General features: G+C 68.1%; 16 protein-coding genes. 4 read left to right on the top strand and 12 right to left on the bottom strand.

Annotated features, from left to right (window positions below):
• Positions 1-11: 11 nt before the first annotated feature.
• From NX02_RS25895 to NX02_RS25870, 6 genes are all read right to left on the bottom strand, one after another.
• Positions 12-248, bottom strand: coding sequence for a sulfurtransferase TusA family protein (locus tag NX02_RS25895; RefSeq protein ID WP_025295066.1), 237 nt, complete (start codon positions 246-248; stop codon positions 12-14).
• Positions 245-1,621, bottom strand: coding sequence for a ribosome biogenesis GTPase Der (gene der, locus NX02_RS25890; RefSeq protein ID WP_025295065.1), 1,377 nt, complete (start codon positions 1,619-1,621; stop codon positions 245-247). Before der ends, NX02_RS25895 begins: the two co-directional genes overlap by 4 nt.
• A gap of 107 nt (positions 1,622-1,728) precedes the next feature.
• Positions 1,729-3,063 carry a PQQ-like beta-propeller repeat protein gene (locus NX02_RS25885; RefSeq protein WP_025295064.1) on the bottom strand — a complete coding sequence of 445 codons (1,335 nt, stop codon included), beginning with the start codon at positions 3,061-3,063 and terminating at the stop codon, positions 1,729-1,731.
• On the bottom strand, positions 3,060-3,758 hold the full coding sequence (locus NX02_RS25880; RefSeq protein WP_025295063.1) for a tetratricopeptide repeat protein: 699 nt from the start codon (positions 3,756-3,758) through the stop codon (positions 3,060-3,062). The genes NX02_RS25885 and NX02_RS25880 overlap by 4 nt, the downstream gene beginning before the upstream one ends.
• 75 nt (positions 3,759-3,833) lie before the next feature.
• Positions 3,834-4,706 (bottom strand): 3-methyl-2-oxobutanoate hydroxymethyltransferase, encoded by an 873-nt coding sequence (panB, locus tag NX02_RS25875; protein ID WP_025295062.1) that lies wholly within the window; start codon positions 4,704-4,706, stop codon positions 3,834-3,836.
• A 47-nt stretch (positions 4,707-4,753) separates the two neighbouring features.
• Entirely contained in the window at positions 4,754-5,101 is a 348-nt protein-coding gene (locus tag NX02_RS25870) for an ArsC family reductase (protein WP_025295061.1), read from the bottom strand.
• Between the two features lie 184 nt (positions 5,102-5,285).
• On the opposite strand from NX02_RS25870, the gene NX02_RS25865 reads away from it, so the two are divergent.
• Positions 5,286-6,101 (top strand): ferredoxin--NADP reductase, encoded by an 816-nt coding sequence (locus NX02_RS25865; RefSeq protein WP_025295060.1) that lies wholly within the window; start codon positions 5,286-5,288, stop codon positions 6,099-6,101.
• Between the two features lie 4 nt (positions 6,102-6,105).
• Here NX02_RS25865 and NX02_RS25860 read toward each other — a convergent pair whose 3' ends face one another.
• The 5 genes from NX02_RS25860 to queG all read right to left on the bottom strand — a co-directional run bounded on the left by NX02_RS25860 (position 6,106) and on the right by queG (position 12,595).
• Complete coding sequence (locus NX02_RS25860; RefSeq protein ID WP_025295059.1) at positions 6,106-6,546, bottom strand: GNAT family acetyltransferase; 441 nt, start codon at positions 6,544-6,546, stop codon at positions 6,106-6,108.
• Entirely contained in the window at positions 6,539-7,018 is a 480-nt protein-coding gene (locus tag NX02_RS25855) for a GFA family protein (protein ID WP_039996845.1), read from the bottom strand. The genes NX02_RS25860 and NX02_RS25855 overlap by 8 nt, the downstream gene beginning before the upstream one ends.
• A gap of 98 nt (positions 7,019-7,116) precedes the next feature.
• A complete protein-coding gene (locus tag NX02_RS25850) occupies positions 7,117-8,778 on the bottom strand; it encodes an alkaline phosphatase D family protein (RefSeq protein WP_245648706.1) in 1,662 nt (553 codons plus the stop codon).
• A complete protein-coding gene (locus NX02_RS25845) occupies positions 8,775-11,285 on the bottom strand; it encodes a TonB-dependent receptor (protein WP_025295057.1) in 2,511 nt (836 codons plus the stop codon). Before NX02_RS25845 ends, NX02_RS25850 begins: the two co-directional genes overlap by 4 nt.
• A gap of 110 nt (positions 11,286-11,395) precedes the next feature.
• Positions 11,396-12,595, bottom strand: coding sequence for a tRNA epoxyqueuosine(34) reductase QueG (gene queG, locus NX02_RS25840; RefSeq protein WP_084718091.1), 1,200 nt, complete (start codon positions 12,593-12,595; stop codon positions 11,396-11,398).
• Here queG and NX02_RS25835 point away from each other — a divergent pair.
• The 3 genes from NX02_RS25835 to msrB all read left to right on the top strand — a co-directional run bounded on the left by NX02_RS25835 (position 12,582) and on the right by msrB (position 15,323).
• Positions 12,582-13,544: an ABC transporter ATP-binding protein gene (locus NX02_RS25835; protein WP_025295055.1), complete on the top strand. Its 963-nt coding sequence runs from the start codon at positions 12,582-12,584 to the stop codon at positions 13,542-13,544. The two genes, queG and NX02_RS25835, sit on opposite strands and share 14 nt — an antisense overlap.
• Complete coding sequence (locus tag NX02_RS25830) at positions 13,541-14,761, top strand: ABC transporter permease (RefSeq protein ID WP_025295054.1); 1,221 nt, start codon at positions 13,541-13,543, stop codon at positions 14,759-14,761. The genes NX02_RS25835 and NX02_RS25830 overlap by 4 nt, the downstream gene beginning before the upstream one ends.
• Positions 14,762-14,828: 67 nt before the next feature.
• Complete coding sequence (msrB, locus tag NX02_RS25825; protein ID WP_025295053.1) at positions 14,829-15,323, top strand: peptide-methionine (R)-S-oxide reductase MsrB; 495 nt, start codon at positions 14,829-14,831, stop codon at positions 15,321-15,323.
• A gap of 102 nt (positions 15,324-15,425) precedes the next feature.
• On the opposite strand, the gene NX02_RS25820 is transcribed toward msrB, so the two are convergent.
• Positions 15,426-15,968 (bottom strand): 2'-5' RNA ligase family protein, encoded by a 543-nt coding sequence (locus NX02_RS25820; RefSeq protein WP_025295052.1) that lies wholly within the window; start codon positions 15,966-15,968, stop codon positions 15,426-15,428.
• Between the last annotated feature and the right edge of the window lie 89 nt (positions 15,969-16,057).

The raw sequence follows: 16,057 nt of genomic DNA, 5'->3' as shown, positions 1-16,057 counted from the left end.
TAGCGCGGCAGTCAATCGCGCGGCGGCACCGTGATCGCGCTGCCGCGCCCGATCGCGGTGTCGGCGGGCGATATGCTCCAGCCATTGGCCGCCACCAGCCGCGCCAGCTCGCCGGGGGCCGCCGGATCGTCCGCGACGACATGGATCGTCACCCCCGCCCCCGCCTGCCGCGCCGCGCGGGCGACGCGCAGCACCGGCCATGGGCAGCGCATGCCCCGCGCATCCACCAGCAGCGGCGACCCGCTCACTTCTGGAACGGGTTTTTCGGCGCGCGCACCGTCAGCCGCACCGGCACCGCGCCGAAGCCCAGATCACGGCGGATGCCGTTGAGGAGATAGCGGCGATAGCTTTCGGGCAGTTCGTCGACGCGGGTGCCGAACAGCACGAAGCCGGGCGGGCGCGTCTTGGCCTGCGTCAGATAGCGCAGCTTGATGCGCCTGCCGCCGGGCGCGGGCGGCGGATTGGTTTCGATCGCGCGCTCGAACCAGCGGTTGAGCTGCCCGGTCGAGACGCGGCGCGACCAGGCCTCGCGCGTTTCGAACGCGGCCTTGAGCATCTGGTCGAGCCCGCGTCCGGTCACCGCCGAGACGGTGAGCACGGGCAACCCCTTCACTTGGGCCAACCCCTCGTCGAGCGCGCCGCGCACGCCGTTGAACAGGCTGCTGGGGTCCTGGGCGACATCCCATTTGTTGAGCGCGATGATCAGGGCGCGGCCTTCCTGCAGCACCGCATCGGCGATGCGCAGATCCTGCGCTTCCAGCCCGCGCGTCGCATCGAGCAGCAGCACGACGACCTCGGCGAAGTCGATCGCATGGCGCGCGTCGGCGACGGAGAGCTTTTCCAGCTTGTCCTTCACCAGCGCCTTCTTGCGCATGCCCGCGGTGTCGATCAGCCGCACCGCGCGCTCGACGCCGTCGGGCGCGTGCCATTGCCAGTCGATCGCGATCGAATCACGGGTAATGCCCGCCTCGGGCCCCGTAATCAGCCGGTCTTCGCCCAGCATGCGGTTGATCAAGGTGGACTTGCCGGCGTTGGGACGGCCAACGATCGCGAGCTTCAGCGGCGCGTCCGGCGAGTCCTCATCCTGGTCCTCTTCGTCGAGCGCGAAATCATCCTCGTCGCGCTCAAGATGCGGCAGCAGTTCCTGGAACAGATCGGCGAGGCCCTCGCCATGCTCCGCGCTCATCTGCACCGGTTCGCCGAAGCCGAGCTCATAGGCTTCGATCAGTCCGGCCTCGGCGGCGCGCCCTTCCGCCTTGTTGGCGACCAGCACCACCGGTGTCGCGCCCGAGCGCAGCCAGCGGGCGATCTCCGCATCGAGCGGGACGACGCCCGCGCGCGCGTCGATCATGAACAGGGCGACGTCGGCACCGGCAACCGCCGCCTCGGTCTGCGCGCGCATGCGGCCGGGCAGGCTTTCGGGATCTTCTTCCTCGAACCCGGCGGTATCGACGATGCGGAAATCGAGCCCGAGCAAGGATGCATCGCCCTCGCGACGGTCACGGGTTACGCCCGGCATATCGTCAACCAGCGCCAGACGCTTGCCGACAAGACGATTGAACAGCGTCGATTTGCCGACATTTGGTCGGCCGATGATCGCAACGGTGGGAAGGTTCGACATGACCCGCCTGTAAACGAGTTTAAATGAAAAATCCTCCCCGTGCGCGTCGGCACGGGGAGGCGTGATCGCCAAGTTCGACAGAGTCCGCCCGAACGGAGGACAGCGGGTCAGCGCCAGGCGGTGATCCGGCCCTCGTCATCGAGCAGATAGAGCATGTTGTTCGCGACAACCGGCGACAGGTGCATCGGCTTGCCCACATCGACCGTCTGCTGAACCGTACCGTCCGCCGGAGAGACATGGATCATCTCGCCGCGCGTGTTGACAACGATCAGCTTGCCGCCCGCCAGCACCGGGCCCGTCCAGTTGATCGGCCCCTTGCGATCCTTCTCGTCGCGCCAGCGACGAAGCTGCGCCATCCAGCGTACCTTGCCATTGGCTCGCGCCAGGCAGAGCAGCTTGGCATCGTCCGTCACCACATAGACCCACTCACCGGCGACCCACGGCGTGGAGATGCCGGCGATGTTGATTTCCCAGATGCGCTGGCCCGTCACCAGATCCATCGACACCATGCGGCCGCCCTGGCCGACGGCGTAGACGCGGCCCTGGTCGATCACCGGATCGGCGTCGATATCCGACAGCGACGACACCGATGTGGAAATGCTGGTGCGCGACAGCGCATCATCCCACAGCGGGCGGCCATTTTCATAGCGATAGGCGCGCAGTTCGCCCGAGCTGTAGCCCGAGACGACGGTGCCCTGCGCCACCGCGGGAGCGGCCACGCCGAACACGCCGGCGACTTCGAGCGCGCCGGCTTCCTGCCACTGCACCGTGCCGTCGGCCTCGGTCATCGCAAAGAGCTGGCTGTCCTGCGACATCACGTAGATGCTGCCATTGGCCACCGTCGGCGCGCCGCGCAGCGGGCCGGCGGGGCGCTTCACCCAGATCTGGCTGCCGTCGGCAGCGTTATAGGCGCCGACGTCGCCCACGCCGTTGGTCGCGTAGACCCGCTCGCCCTCGACGCTGACGCCACCGCCGAAGCGCGACGGCGCATTCTTCTTGGTGTCGCCGATCGGCACCGACCACAACCGCGCGCCGGTCTCGGCGTTGAACGCGGTCAGCTTGGCGTCGATATCGACGACATAGAGTTTGCCATTGGCAACGACGGGCGCCGCGGCGAGGCGGGCGCGGTTGCCGCCACCCGCGACGCTTGCGGTCCACACGCGGCTGGTGCCGCTGCCCAGCGCCAGATGCCCCGGCGCCTTGGCGGCGTTGCCGCCCGGCTGCGTCCAGCCGCTATTGGCCTCGGGCGGCGGCAACAGGATGGCGACGTCGGACAGGCCCGGATCGAGCTCGACGCTCGATTCGGACGTGAGCACCGCCACGCGATCCCCCAGCACCGGGGTCTTCGGCTTGTTCCCCTTGCCGCCGATGCCGAACACGCCGCAGCCACTCAGCGCCAGCAGTGCCAGCGCCGCTGCCGGAATCCTCAGGTCGATCTTCATTGAGCTGCGCTTTCCTTCTGGTCGACGGCGTCCACGCCCAATACCCCAGCCATCTGTCTTGCCCGTGAACGGACCGTGCGCGGCAACTCTTCGGTTTCGGCGATCTTGCCATAGATCGGTGCAGCCAGTTCCGGCTTCTTCATCCGCAGGTACGAGATGGCGACGAGTTCGCCAGCGCTGCCGAACCAGGGATTGCCGGCCACCGCGAGCGGCTTCAACCGCTGCACGACCACGTCGGGCTTGAGCTGGTCGAACTCCAGCGTCGTCTGCCGGAGCAGTGCGACATCGCGATAGGGCTGCGCGAGCGACGCATCGTCAGCGACCTTCTTGTAGAGCGCGGCGGCGCCCTTGAGATCGTTGGCGTCTGCCAGCGTGCCCGCCTGTGCGAGCAGCGCCGCGGCGCGCACGCCCTCGATCGGCGAGGCGGCCAGCGCGGCGAGCTTGGGCTTGGCCTCGACCGCCTTGCCCTCCCCAAGCGCGCGCAATGCACCCGTCAGTTCCTCTGCAGCTTCATCCGCCTGACCGTTCTGGCGGTGTTGCCAGTACAGATAGCCGGCGAACGCGAGCAGCCCCGCCACCACCGCGACGAGCACCCAACGGCCGTAGCGCGTCCAGAAGCCGGCGAGTTGCTCGCGACGCAGCTCATCGTCCACCTCGCGCAGGAAGGCTTGGTTATTCTGCGGCGCGATTGCCAAAATTCATCTCCAAAGCACGCAAATCGGCGCGGACCCTAGCCGCGAAGCCGAAAAAGGGAAAGCGGCTCCCGCCGGTCAATTCTTGGGCCGATAGACCTGATCGGCGGTGGGGAAGCTGCGGTCACGCACCTCGGCGGCATAGGTGGCCACGGTCTCGCCGATGCGCGTCGCCAAATCGTCGTAGCGCTTCACGAAGCGCGGCACGCGATCGAACATGCCCAGCATGTCGTCCACGACCAGCACCTGGCCGTCGCATTCCGCCGAGGCGCCGATGCCGATGATCGGGCAGGCGACCTTCTCCGTAATCTCGATCGCAATCGGCTCGATCACCCCCTCGACCACGATCGAGAAGCAGCCAGCCTCTGCGATCGCCAGCGAATCGGCGACGATCTTGGCGCGTTCGGCCTCGCTGCGGCCGCGCGCGCCATAGCCGCCCAGCGCGTTCACCGCCTGCGGGGTAAGGCCGACATGGCCCATCACCGGGATGCCGCGATCGACGAGGAAGCGGATCGTGGTGGCCATCGCCTCGCCGCCTTCCAGCTTCACCGCCGCGGCGCCGGTTTCCTTCAGGATGCGCGCGGCGCTGGCGAAGGCCTGTTCGGGGGAGCCCTCATAGCTGCCGAACGGCATGTCGACGACGACGAGGCTGTGATAGCTGCCGCGCACGACCGCGGCACCATGCGCGCACATCATGTCGAGGCTGACCGGCACCGTCGAGGGCAGGCCGTAGATCACCTGCCCCAGGCTGTCCCCCACCAGCAGCATGTCGCAATGCGGATCGAGGATCTGCGCCATGCGCACCGAATAGGCCGTGAGCATCACCAGCGGCTCCACCGTGGTGCCGCCCTGCTTGCGCGCGCGGACCGCGGGCACCGTCAGCCGCTTCATCGGCGCCGGGGTGGGGTTGGCGCGGCTCGTGGCGGTGTCGATCGTGAAGGTCGTGGACATCGTCGCCCTCTAGCGCCTGTCGCCGCCGGGAGCCAGACTCATGGCCGTCAGCCGAACACCGCCTGATAGTCCGCCGGCTTGAAGCCGACGAGCAGCCGGCCATCCGCGGTTTCGAGCACCGGGCGCTTGATCATCGAGGGTTGCGCCAGCATCAGCGCCATCGCCCTTTCGGCATCCAGCCCCTGCTTGTCGGCATCGGGCAGCGCGCGGAAGGTCGTTCCAGCGCGGTTGAGCAACACATCCCAGCCAAGCCGGTCGACCCAAGCGCGCAGCCGGGTGGCCTCAAGGCTTGCTTTCTTGTAATCGTGAAAGTGATACGCCACGTGGTGCTCGGCCAGCCAGGCGCGCGCTTTCTTGATCGTGTCGCAGTTCGGGATGCCATAGATCGTCGTCATGCCCGCGCCTTAGCGCGGCCGGCCACGGTCTGGGAACCGGCTTCGGCGCGTTGACAGCATAAGACGCGCTGACTAGAGCCGATGAGAATAATTCGCAATAGCGGAGTGAGTGATTAATGTCTGCCTGTGCCGATCGCGGCCGTAATGAAATCGTCCTGTTCGCGTCGGATTCGGAGGCTGGCCGATGAGCGATCGTCTCGCGACCGTGGCGTCGCTCGAACCCTCCGCCGCGCTCACCGTCGAACATGTCCGCTCGGTGCGCCATTGGAACGAGCATCTGTTCAGCTTCACGATCACGCGCCCGCCGAGCTTCCGGTTCCGCTCGGGCGAGTTCGTCATGTTGGGCCTGCCAGGCGATGGCCGCCCGCTGCTGCGCGCCTATTCCATCGCCAGCCCCTCCTATGCCGAGGAACTGGAATTCCTTTCGATCAAGGTGCAGGATGGTCCACTGACCTCGCGCCTGCAGAAGATCGTCCCGGGCGACCAGCTGTTCCTGGGACGCAAGCCCACCGGCACGCTCGTGGCCGATGCGCTGCGCCCCGGCGCGCGGCTGTTCCTGCTTTCCACCGGCACCGGCCTCGCGCCCTTCCTCAGCATCATCCGCGATCCCGACATCTATGAGCGGTTCAGCGCGATCGTGCTGGTGCATTCGGTGCGCCGCGTCTCCGACCTCGCCTTCCGCACCACGCTGGAAACGCAGCTTGCCGGCGATCCGCTGGTCGAGGAACAGGCGTTGCAGCAGTTCGCCTATCTGCCGACGGTGACGCGCGAGGACTTCCACACCACCGGACGCATCGATGCGCTGATCGACGATGGCCGGCTGTTCCTCGAGAAGATCGGCGGCAGCGCGCGTTTCGATCCCGAGACCGACCGGGTGATGATGTGCGGCAGCATGGCGATGTGCAAGGATCTCGCCGCCCGCTTCGACGCGCTCGGCTTCACAGAGGGCTCGAACGCCGCGCCCGGCGACTATGTGATCGAGCGCGCGTTCGTCGGCTGACGGCTCAGGGCGCTTTCTCGTCGAGGAAGCGCCCGAGCGTGACGACCGGCTGACGGGCGAGGCCAAGCGCTTCGTAGAAACCGATCGCGGCGTGATTGTCTTCGCGGACCATGAGCTGGATCTTGGGTACGCCCTGCGCGCGCAGCCATTGCTCGGCCGCTGCCATCATCCGGCGGCCGAGGCCGGCGCGCTGCCGGTCCGGCGCGACCGCCAGATAATAGACCCAGCCGCGATGGCCGTCGAAACCGACCATCGCCGAGGCGATCAGTCGCCCTTCTTCGCCCTCGCGCACGCCGAGCACGACCGACGTCGCCCCCTCGATCGCGGCACGCGCGTCGCGCACCGGATCGTTCCACGGGCGGGTCAGCCCGCATGCGGTCCACAATTCGGCGAGGTCATCGCAGGAATCGATCGCCAGCGGCCGGGGTTCGCAGCCGTCAGACATTCGGCGTGTCATGATCGGGATGCTGATGGTTGCTCGCGCGGATCGCAGCCGCGGCCTCTGCCATAGTCTCCTCCGTCGTGCCGACCTCCTCAAGGCTGCACAGGCGATCATGCCACGGCATCCGTGCTTCCAGCCCCATCTGCCGTTTCGGCGGGAAAATCTGCGGCGTATCGAGCGACCCGATCGTCAGATTGATCCGTTCGCCCGACCGATAATCGTAGAACAGGGGCGTGCCGCACGCCGCGCAGAAGCCGCGCGCGACATGGTCCGAACTCATGAACTCGGCGGGCACGCCACGCGTCCAGACGAGCGCATCGCGCGGCGCCGCGACGAGTGCTGCGAACGGCCCGCCGACCGCTTTCTGGCACATCCGGCAATGGCAGATATGCGCATTGTCCAGCATCGCGCTCGCCCGATATCGCACCGCGCCGCACTGGCAACCGCCACTGACCTGGATTTCAATGCGTTGCATGGTGGCCACTCCACTATCGAGCGGCGCGGTATATCGAATTCAGCCGCGATGATCGCGCGCATTTTCTCCCTCTCCTCCGAGGGGAGAGGGCCGGAACATCAGATCCTCTTCAGCGCGCGTTCCTTGCCCGCTGGCACTTCGAAGCGCGCCAGTACGCGCTCCTCGAATTTGCGGTCGAGGATGGTGGAGACGGCCATATAATCCGCCTTGGCGACCTGGGGCGTCAGCGTCAGCAGGATATAGCCCTTCGCCGTCTGGTCGCAGAAGACGACTTCCGGGTTCGCCTTGTCGAGCAGGTCGCCCAGCGGGACGCTCGGCAGCATGTCGCCGACCGAGGGGCTGCTGATCGCGCTGGTGCCGAATTCGCTCGCAACGGTGGTGCCCGAGGCGTCGGCGAGGCTGTTCGCCCAGAAGGCATGGCTGTCGCCCGACAGCACCAGCGGGTGCGATCCCGCGCGGCGGAGTCCGGCGTAGAGACGCTCGCGCGCCGCCGGGTAGCCATCCCAGCTGTCGAGGTTGAAGGGCAGCCCGGCGCGATAGCCGGCCTGTGCTGCCTCCACCTGCGTGCGGATCGCCGGCGCGAGGCCGGCAACCATCGCCTGCGCGGTCTCGGCACCGAACAATCTGGTCAGCTCCGGCCCTTCGACGCGCGCCATCACCACCTGGTTGCCCAACACCTGCCACGGCTTGCCGGCATCGACCGATGCCTTCAGCCCGGCTTCCAGCCACGCCCGCTGCGGCGCGCCCAGCAGTTCGCGATCCGCGCGGTTGCGTTCGGCGATCACCGCGGCGATGCCGGCGGCGTCGGGCGAATGGCCCTTGGGCTCGGCCTGCTCGCTGCGCGCGAGCAGCCGCGTCTCGACCATCATCAAGGTCGCGAGGTCGCCGAACTCGAACGTCCGGTTGATCGCCTCCCAGGGCGCACCCGGCTTCGGGTCGCGGATCGGCATCCATTCGAAATAGGCCTGCATCGCCACGGCCTTGCGCGTCTTCCACTCGCCCTCGGTCTCGGGCTGATGGTTCTCGGCGCCGCCCACCCAGCTGTCATTGGCGGTCTCGTGATCGTCCCACACGCAGATGAAGGCGGCGCGGGCGTGCGCGGCCTGCAGGTCGGCATCGGTCTTGTACTGCGCGTGGCGCATCCGATAGTCGGCGAGCGTGACGATCTCATGCGCGGGCTGCGGCACGCGGCCGAGCTTGGCGCCGATCGCCCCGCCATACTCGTCAGCGCCATATTCGTAGATATAGTCGCCGAGGTGGATCACCGCATCGAGCCGCGCCTGGCCAGCGAGCGCGCGATAGGCGTTGAAGAAGCCGCCCGGATAAAGCTGGCACGACACCACCGCGAAGACGGCATCGGCAATGCTGCCTTCCGGCAGGGTGCGGAAGCGGCCCACCGGCGAACGCGTGCCGCCTGCCAGCGTGAACCAATAGACATAGTCGCGGCCCGGCTTGAGCTTCACCGCCTCCACCTTGACGGTGAAGTCGCGCGCCGGCCGCGCCTCGGCACGGCCACTTTCCAGCGCCTTGCCGCCCTCGGTCTCCGCGACATGCCATTCGACCGCGATCGGCGCGACGTGGCCGGCATCCGCCGGCGTCACCCGCGTCCAGAGAATCGCCCCCCGCGCGGTGGGATCGCCGCTGGCGACACCATGGGCGAAGCTGGCGCCCGCCGACGGCGCGCCGCGCGCCGCCGCGCCGGGAAGGGTGAGGCCGGCCCCGACGAGGCCGAGCGCGGAACGACGATCGACCTTGATCATTTGCCACCGAACTTGAACGAGGCGGAGACGCCGTAGAAGCGCGGCTCGCCGGCGATGAAGGTCGGCATGCCGAGCCCGTCACCGGTGTTGCCGGCATCCTTGATGAACTTCTCGTCGAACGCGTTCTCGATGAAGCCCTCGATTCGCCATGCGCCGCCGGGTGCCTCGTAGCCGAGGCGCGCATTGACCAGCGCATAGCTGTTCTGCAGTTCGTCCTGGATCAGGTCGGCGACCAGCGCCGCGGGCGGCACCTGCAGGTCCGGCCGGTCGTTGTCGTCGTCGAAGAAGACGCGCGACTGCCAGGTGACGCTGGGCACGAAGGAAACGCGGCCCGGACCCACCGGCGCGCTCAGGATCGCCCCCAGCGACGCCGAATGATCGGGTGACAGGCGGAAGCGGTTGCCGTCGCGCACGCCCGTCTTGAAGCGGCTATGGTTGTAGGCATAGGTCGCGAACAGGCTGATCATGTCGTTCGGCACCCACCGCGCCTGGCCCTCGAAGCCGTAGCTCTCGGCCTTGCCGGCGTTGGTGGTAATGAACTGCGTGCCCTGCTGCACCGTCGTCTGGAAATTGTCGTACTGGTAGAAGAAGACCGCACCGTCGAGGAACAGCGTGCGGTTGGCCAGCACCGTCTTCGCGCCGACCTCGAAGCTGTCGACCGTTTCGCTGTCGAGCACGTCGAAGCTGGTCTCGCCGAACGGCGCCGAGGGGCCGGAGGGGGCGAGCACTTCGGGACGGCGGCCACGCGCATAGGTCGCGTAGAGGCTGGCCGCATCGGACGGGCTGTAGCGCGCGGTGAGGCGCCACGAGAAGCCGCCATTCTTGTGCTCGGCGCTGTCGATGTCGCCATTGCCCGAGGTCGGCTGGCTGCCCAGGCCGAACAGCGGCAGCAGCGTCGCCGGGAAGTTGACCGCGCCGGGGGTGGCGAGCGCGGTCAGCAGCGGCAGCGGATTGCCGCCCTGCGCCGCGATCGACTGCGCCGCGATCACGCCCGCTGCGATCGAGCGGCCGTTGAGCACCGATGCGGTATAGGCGCTGCGCTTGTCGTCATGCGTGTAGCGCAGGCCGGCACCCAGCTCGAACTGCTCGGAAAGCTTCACCGTCACGTCGCCGAACACGTCGAACGCCTCGGTGCGCGAGAAGTTGGTGCTCGTTTCGGAATGGTCGGTCTTGAGGTTGGCGGCGATGCCGTTGGCGAGGGGCGCGGGCAGGCCGAAACCCTGCTGCAGGATCAGGCTGCCCAGCGCCGCGTTCTGGAGCACCCCCAGCGGCGCCGGATCGCTCGCCGGACGGCCGGGAATCGCGCCGCCGCCATTCAGCACATTGGCGAAGCGCGCAAGCAATGCCCGCTCGTTGAACGTCGCCGGCGCGCGCTGATAGCCCTTCTCGTGGAAATAGCTGGCGCCGAAGAAGGCCGTTACCGGCCCCTGATCGTAGGTCAGGCGCAGTTCCTGGCTGGTCTGTTCGCCATGCGCTTCCTCGGCGGCGGTCAGGATCGGCAGCGAGATGCCGTCTGCATCGAAGATCTCGAGCGAGTCGAATTTGCGGAAGGCGCTGATCGAGGTGAGCTTCAGGCTCTCCCCCAGATCGAGATTGGCGATGCCGGTGACGCCCCACACCTGCCGGTCGAGGCCCAGCGGCTTGCCACCTTCGAAACCCGCCGCCGGCGCCAGCGCGGCGCCGCTGTTGCGGCCGCGATCGCCGATCACCGCGCCCGTCGCCGGATCGGTCGGGTTGTAGGCGATCGACTTGAATGCGGTGCCGTTGGGCGTATCCTTCTGGTAGTTGCCGATCAGGTCGAACGACAGCGCGCCATTTTCGCCATGGAAGGCGCCGCGCAGCGCATAGGTGTCGACCGAGTTGAAGTCGGCACCGCCCAGCAGATTTTCGGTATAGCCGTCACGCTTGCGGATGCGGCCGGACAGGCGGATCGCCATTTCGTCGGCGATCGGCGCATTGACCATGCCCTCGGCCTGCCAGGCGTTGTAATTGCCGTAGGACGCCTGACCAGCGACGGCGAACTCTCCGAGCTTCGCCTTGTTCTGGACGATGTTGACCGCGCCGATCAGCGCGCCGCGCCCGTAGAGCGTCGACTGCGGGCCCTTGGCCACCTCGACGCGCTCGACGTCGAACAGCTCGACGAACGACCCGCGCGACTTGGAGATCGACACGCCATCCTGGAAAACCGACACGCGCGGCTCGTTGAACGCCGAGCCACTGTCGGAGGTGATGCCGCGCATCACGAAGCCGGGATTGTTGGGCGACTGGTTCTGCACCTCGAAGCCGGGCGTGAAGCGCGACAATTCCTCGAAATCGACGATGCCGAAGCGGTCGAGTTCCTCGCCGGTCACCACGGTGAGCGTGATCGGCACCTCGATCGGGTCCTGTTCGCGCAGCTGCGCGGTCACGACGATGACATCGCTGTCGTTCGCGTCCTGAGCATAAGCGGCGGTCGAGGTGGCGGCAATCGCAACGGCACTTGCGCCGAGCGTCCACAGATAACGCATGGGGAACCCCTTTTCATCTTTGTTCGCGGCGCTAGGGGCGGGCCGTGTCAGGTCGATGAGGCTTTCGTGACGTTTTTGTTGCACGCCTCCCCCGCCACCGTCGTCAGCGATCATCCCGGCGCGAACGGACGGCGCCATTCGGCCTGGACCATTTCGTCGGGCTCGGCCAGCGCCCGCGCGCTCCGCTCCGCCGTCCAGCGCGCCACGTCGAGCCGCTCGAGCGCCCAGACCGCGGCCCCCCGCACCACCGGCGCCGGATCGTCCAGCAGTGCCGCCACCTGCGCCACGAAACCGGCATCGCCACTGTTCCCCGCCGCGATCAGGCAGTTGCGCACCATCCGGTCGCGGCCGATGCGCTTGATCGGCGATCCGGCGAACACCTGCCGGAACCCCGCATCGTCCAGCGCGAGCAGATCGGCGATCTGCGGCACCGCCAGTTCGGCGCGCGGCGCGAACGCCTTGTTGGCCGCGGCGGCGGCGGCGAACTTGTTCCACGGGCACACCGCCAGGCAATCGTCGCAGCCATAGATGCGGTTGCCGATCGCGGCGCGGAACGCGTGCGGGATCGGCCCCTTGTTCTCGATCGTAAGGTAGGAGATGCAGCGCCGCGCATCGAGCCGGTAGGGCGAAGGGAAGGCCTCGGTCGGGCAGGCGCGCTGGCAGGCGTCGCACGATCCGCAGCGGTCGCCCGAGGGCAGATCGGGTTCGAGATCCAGCGTCGTCATGATCGCGCCGAGCAGCAGCCAGCTTCCCTCGGCGCGACTGACGAGGTTGGTGTGCTTGCCCTGCCAGCCGAGCCCGGCGGCGGCTGCATAGGGCTTCTCCATCACCGGCGCGGTGTCCACGAACACCTTCACATCGCCGCCGGCCTCCGCCACCAGCCAGCGCGCGAGATGCTTGAGCGCGCGCTTCACGACATCATGATAGTCGGCCCCCTGCGCATAGACCGAGATGCGGCCGACATCGCGCTCCCCCGCCAGCCGCAGCGGGTTCTCGGGCGGCGCATAGCTCATCCCCAGCATCACCACCGACCGCACTTCGGGCCAGAGCGCGGGGGCGGCGCCGCGCTGATGGCTGCGCTCCTCCATCCAGCCCATCGACCCGTGTGCGCCTTCGGCAAGCCACTGGCGCAGCCGCGGCGCCGCCTCGGGGATCGCATCGGCCGGGGCGATGCCGCACGCGACGAAGCCGAGCGCTTCCGCTTCGGCTTTCAGGCGGTCGACGAGGCCGCTGTTTGCTCCGGTGTCCGAACGCGCTACCACGGCCGCCCAGTACAGGAAGCCGGGCGCGTACAAAATGACGTTCGTCATCGAAGCCAGGGGGCTGATCAAGGATTTCGGCGGTGCGCGCGCCGTGGACGGCGTCGACATGGCGGTGCCCGCCGGCAGCATCTACGGCGTGCTCGGCCCCAACGGCGCCGGCAAGACGACGACGCTCAGGATGTTGCTGGGGATCATCGATCCCGATGCGGGCGAACGCCGCCTGCTGGGCAGCACCGATCCGCGTGCGCAGAGCCACCGCGTCGGCTATCTGCCCGAGGAACGCGGCCTCTATCCGGCGATGAAGGCACGCGAGGCGATCGCCTTCATGGGCGCGCTGCGCGGCATGAAGCTGCGCCTGGCGCGCGATCGCGCGGTGGAGATGCTGGAGGCGGCGGGTCTGGGCTATGCCGTCGATCGCAAGATCCGGCAATTGTCCAAGGGCATGGCGCAGCTCGTCCAACTCCTCGGCTCGATCGTCCACAGCCCCGAGCTGATCGTGCTCGACGAGCCTTTTTCAGGCCTCGATCCGGTCAATCAGGAGCGGTTGGAGGGGCTGGTGCGCGCCGAGCGCGACCGCGGCGCCACCATCCTCTTCTCGACGCATGTGATGGCGCATGCCGAGCGGCTGTGCGACCGCGTGGCGGTGATCGCCGGCGGACGCCGCCGCTTCGAGGGCACGGTGGACCAGGCACGCGCGGTGCTGCCGATGCAGGCCTATTATGAGCCGCGCGCGGGCGACGACACGGTCGCGGCGCTGCTGCCGCCCGATGCGGTGCCGCACGGCGCCGGCTATCGCTTCATCGTGCCCGAGGGCGGCATCGAAGCGTTGCTCGCGCAGCTGATCGCGGAGGGCCACGGCATTTCGGGGCTGCTGCTCGATCGGCCACGGCTGCACGACGCGTTCGTCGCGATCGTGCGCCGCACCGGCGGCGGCGACACCGGCGACGTCGTGCAGGAGGAAGCGCCGGCCGCCGAAGAAGAGGGGGCCGCGGCATGAGCCGGCTCGCGCGGCAGACGCTGGTGATCGCGCGGCGGGACTTCGTCGCCACCGTGTTCACACCGACCTTCCTCATCTTTCTGCTGGCGCCGCTGCTGATGATGGGCTTCAGCCTCGTCGGCGGGCTTGGCGCGGCGAAGCTCGCGCAGGGCAGCGACGATCGCGTGCGAATCGTCGCGCTTGCGGACGAGCGCGACGGCAAGGCGCTGACCGACGCCGACACCCGGCTGCGCGCGATGTTCCGCTTTTCGGAGGCGCCGCCGCCGCTGGCGATCCGGCCGCCGGGGGCAGAGCCCCGGCGCACCGCGCAGGCGCTGTTCGCCGACGATACGATCGAGGCCTCGGCAGTGCTGTTCGGCCCGCTCGACCGGCCGACCATCCTGCATGGCCGCAAGGGCGGCCGCACCGCCGCCTACCTCGCAGCGCTGGCCGAACAGGCCCTGAGGGATCGACGCGCCGGCATGCCGGGCACGCTTTCTACCGCGACGATCGAACCCTTCCGGCGCACCGGATCGACCGATTCGGGGCGGCAGGCGGCGGGGTTGGGTGCGGTGATGGCGATGTTCCTGCTGACCTTGCTGCTCGCCGGCCAGTCGGTTGGCATGCTCGCCGAGGAAAAGAGCAACAAGGTGATCGAAATTTTGGCGGCGGCGGTGCCGCTGGAGGCGGTGTTCCTCGGCAAGCTGATCGGCCTGTTCGGCGTCGCGCTGCTGTTCATCGGATTCTGGGCGACATTGCTGGCGCAGGTCGCGGCGTTCATCCCGCCCGAACTGGTGTCGCTGAGCGAGCTCCAGCCGGCGATCGGATCGTTGACCTTCACGCTGCTGTTCGGCCTCTATTTCGCGATGGCCTATCTGCTGCTCGGCGCCGTCTTCCTCGGCATAGGGGCGCAGGCGGCCTCGATGCGCGAGATCCAGATGCTGTCGCTGCCGATCTCGGTGCTGCAGGTCGCGATGTTCGGCCTGTCCGCGGCCGCCGCCGACAGCCCGCCGGATTCGTCGCTGGCGATCTTCGCTGCGCTGTTTCCGTTCAGCAGCCCGTTCGCGATGGCCGGGCGCGCTGCGACCGAACCCGAGATCTGGCCCCATCTGCTGGCGTTGACCTGGCAGGGGCTGTGGGTGGCGCTGGTGATCTGGCTGGCCGCGCGGTGGTTTCGCCGGGGTGTGCTCAAATCGGGCGGCCGGCGCGGGTTCAAGGGGCTGTTCGCAAAGGGCTGAGCGGCGCGGCCGCTGCATCCGCGCCCGGCGCCGCGCCGTAGCTTGGGGCATGGAAGGACATGATGTCATGCAGATCACACGTCGCACGCTGATCGGCGGCGGTATTGCCGCCGGCGCCGTCGGCGGCGCCGCGCTGTGGGCGGCGGGCAAGCCCAAGCCCGCGGCCCGTTACGAGGTTGCATTCAGCGATGCCCAGTGGAAGGCGCGGCTTACCCCAGCGCAGTTCGCCGTGCTGCGCCAGGCCTCGACCGAGCGCCCGTTCAGCAGCCCGCTCAACAAGGAACATCGCCCCGGCGTGTTCACCTGCGCAGGGTGCGGCCTGCCGCTGTTCTCGTCACGGACGAAGTTCGACAGCGGCACCGGCTGGCCGAGCTTCTGGCAGCCGCTGGCCAATGCGGTCGGCACGAGCAAGGACTTCGCGATCGGCTATGCACGCACCGAGGTTCATTGCCGCCGCTGCGGCGGGCATCTGGGCCATGTGTTCGACGATGGACCGAAGCCGACGGGCAAGCGCTATTGCATGAACGGGGTGGCGCTGCAGTTCCGGCCGGCAAAGGCTTGAGGACGGGATTTTCCGAACCGTTCGTGTCGAGCGACGTCGAGACACCGGCCGCGGCGCGCACGACTCGTCCCTCGACTGCGCTCGGGACGAACGGTGGCCGGTTCAGAAACCGAAGCTGAGCTGGCGGTTCACCAGCGGCCAGCTCGCCAATGTCCTGTGCACCGTTCGGCCGGCCCAGCTTTCCACCAGATCCAGCCGGTCCGCAATCCACCGGATCGGCTCGATCGGCTGGCAATCGTTGCGGCCGATCTCATAGCCAAGCGTGACATGCGGTTCCGTCCGCGAAATATAGGGCAGGATGCCAGCGCGCGGCAGGCGGTCACGAACCGGCTGGCGGAGCGGGACCAGTGCCGGCCGGTTGCCCTTACCCTGCAGCATCGCGATATCGGGATTCATCCGGATCCGATCGAGACCGATATCGAACCCTGGCAACTCCACGCCCTGGAACGCTTCAACGACGCGCGGCCCGATCAACGGGTCGGGATCGTCACGCTCGGCAAGCCGTGCGATCGTCATATGCAACCGCGGATCGGAGACCGGTTTGGCCGGCCTCACAAACCGGTCACGGGCAAAGGCGCAGGCGTCCCGCGCGGTCGAACTCAGATGCGCGAACAGCAGATAGCGATAGCGGACGGTGTGGGACATGGGCGTTCTTCCGGCGAATCGAGTCGCTGCCCATGTTAGAACAAAATGGGAACAAAGTCAGCGGGCGACCCGCAGGCCGCCCGTTGAAC

This window comes from Sphingomonas sanxanigenens DSM 19645 = NX02 (genome assembly GCF_000512205.2).
Taxonomy (GTDB): Bacteria; Pseudomonadota; Alphaproteobacteria; order Sphingomonadales; family Sphingomonadaceae; genus Sphingomonas_D; species Sphingomonas_D sanxanigenens.
The sequence above is the reverse complement of the archived record's forward strand: the minus strand, read 5'-3'. Positions and strand labels throughout refer to the sequence as shown.

What these genes read in the sequence shown, in the direction of transcription:
- NX02_RS25850 (WP_245648706.1), bottom strand. Translation starts at nt 8,778, where the DNA reads ATGATCAAGGTCGATCGTCGTTCCGCGCTCGGCCTCGTCGGGGCCGGC.
- NX02_RS25860 (WP_025295059.1), bottom strand. Translation starts at nt 6,546, where the DNA reads ATGTCTGACGGCTGCGAACCCCGGCCGCTGGCGATCGATTCCTGCGAT.
- NX02_RS25855 (WP_039996845.1), bottom strand. Translation starts at nt 7,018, where the DNA reads ATGCAACGCATTGAAATCCAGGTCAGTGGCGGTTGCCAGTGCGGCGCG.
- NX02_RS25870 (WP_025295061.1), bottom strand. Translation starts at nt 5,101, where the DNA reads ATGACGACGATCTATGGCATCCCGAACTGCGACACGATCAAGAAAGCG.
- NX02_RS25865 (WP_025295060.1), top strand. Translation starts at nt 5,286, where the DNA reads ATGAGCGATCGTCTCGCGACCGTGGCGTCGCTCGAACCCTCCGCCGCG.
- NX02_RS25830 (WP_025295054.1), top strand. Translation starts at nt 13,541, where the DNA reads ATGAGCCGGCTCGCGCGGCAGACGCTGGTGATCGCGCGGCGGGACTTC.
- NX02_RS25820 (WP_025295052.1), bottom strand. Translation starts at nt 15,968, where the DNA reads ATGTCCCACACCGTCCGCTATCGCTATCTGCTGTTCGCGCATCTGAGT.
- msrB (WP_025295053.1), top strand. Translation starts at nt 14,829, where the DNA reads ATGCAGATCACACGTCGCACGCTGATCGGCGGCGGTATTGCCGCCGGC.
- panB (WP_025295062.1), bottom strand. Translation starts at nt 4,706, where the DNA reads ATGTCCACGACCTTCACGATCGACACCGCCACGAGCCGCGCCAACCCC.
- der (WP_025295065.1), bottom strand. Translation starts at nt 1,621, where the DNA reads ATGTCGAACCTTCCCACCGTTGCGATCATCGGCCGACCAAATGTCGGC.
- NX02_RS25885 (WP_025295064.1), bottom strand. Translation starts at nt 3,063, where the DNA reads ATGAAGATCGACCTGAGGATTCCGGCAGCGGCGCTGGCACTGCTGGCG.
- queG (WP_084718091.1), bottom strand. Translation starts at nt 12,595, where the DNA reads ATGACGAACGTCATTTTGTACGCGCCCGGCTTCCTGTACTGGGCGGCC.
- NX02_RS25835 (WP_025295055.1), top strand. Translation starts at nt 12,582, where the DNA reads ATGACGTTCGTCATCGAAGCCAGGGGGCTGATCAAGGATTTCGGCGGT.
- NX02_RS25845 (WP_025295057.1), bottom strand. Translation starts at nt 11,285, where the DNA reads ATGCGTTATCTGTGGACGCTCGGCGCAAGTGCCGTTGCGATTGCCGCC.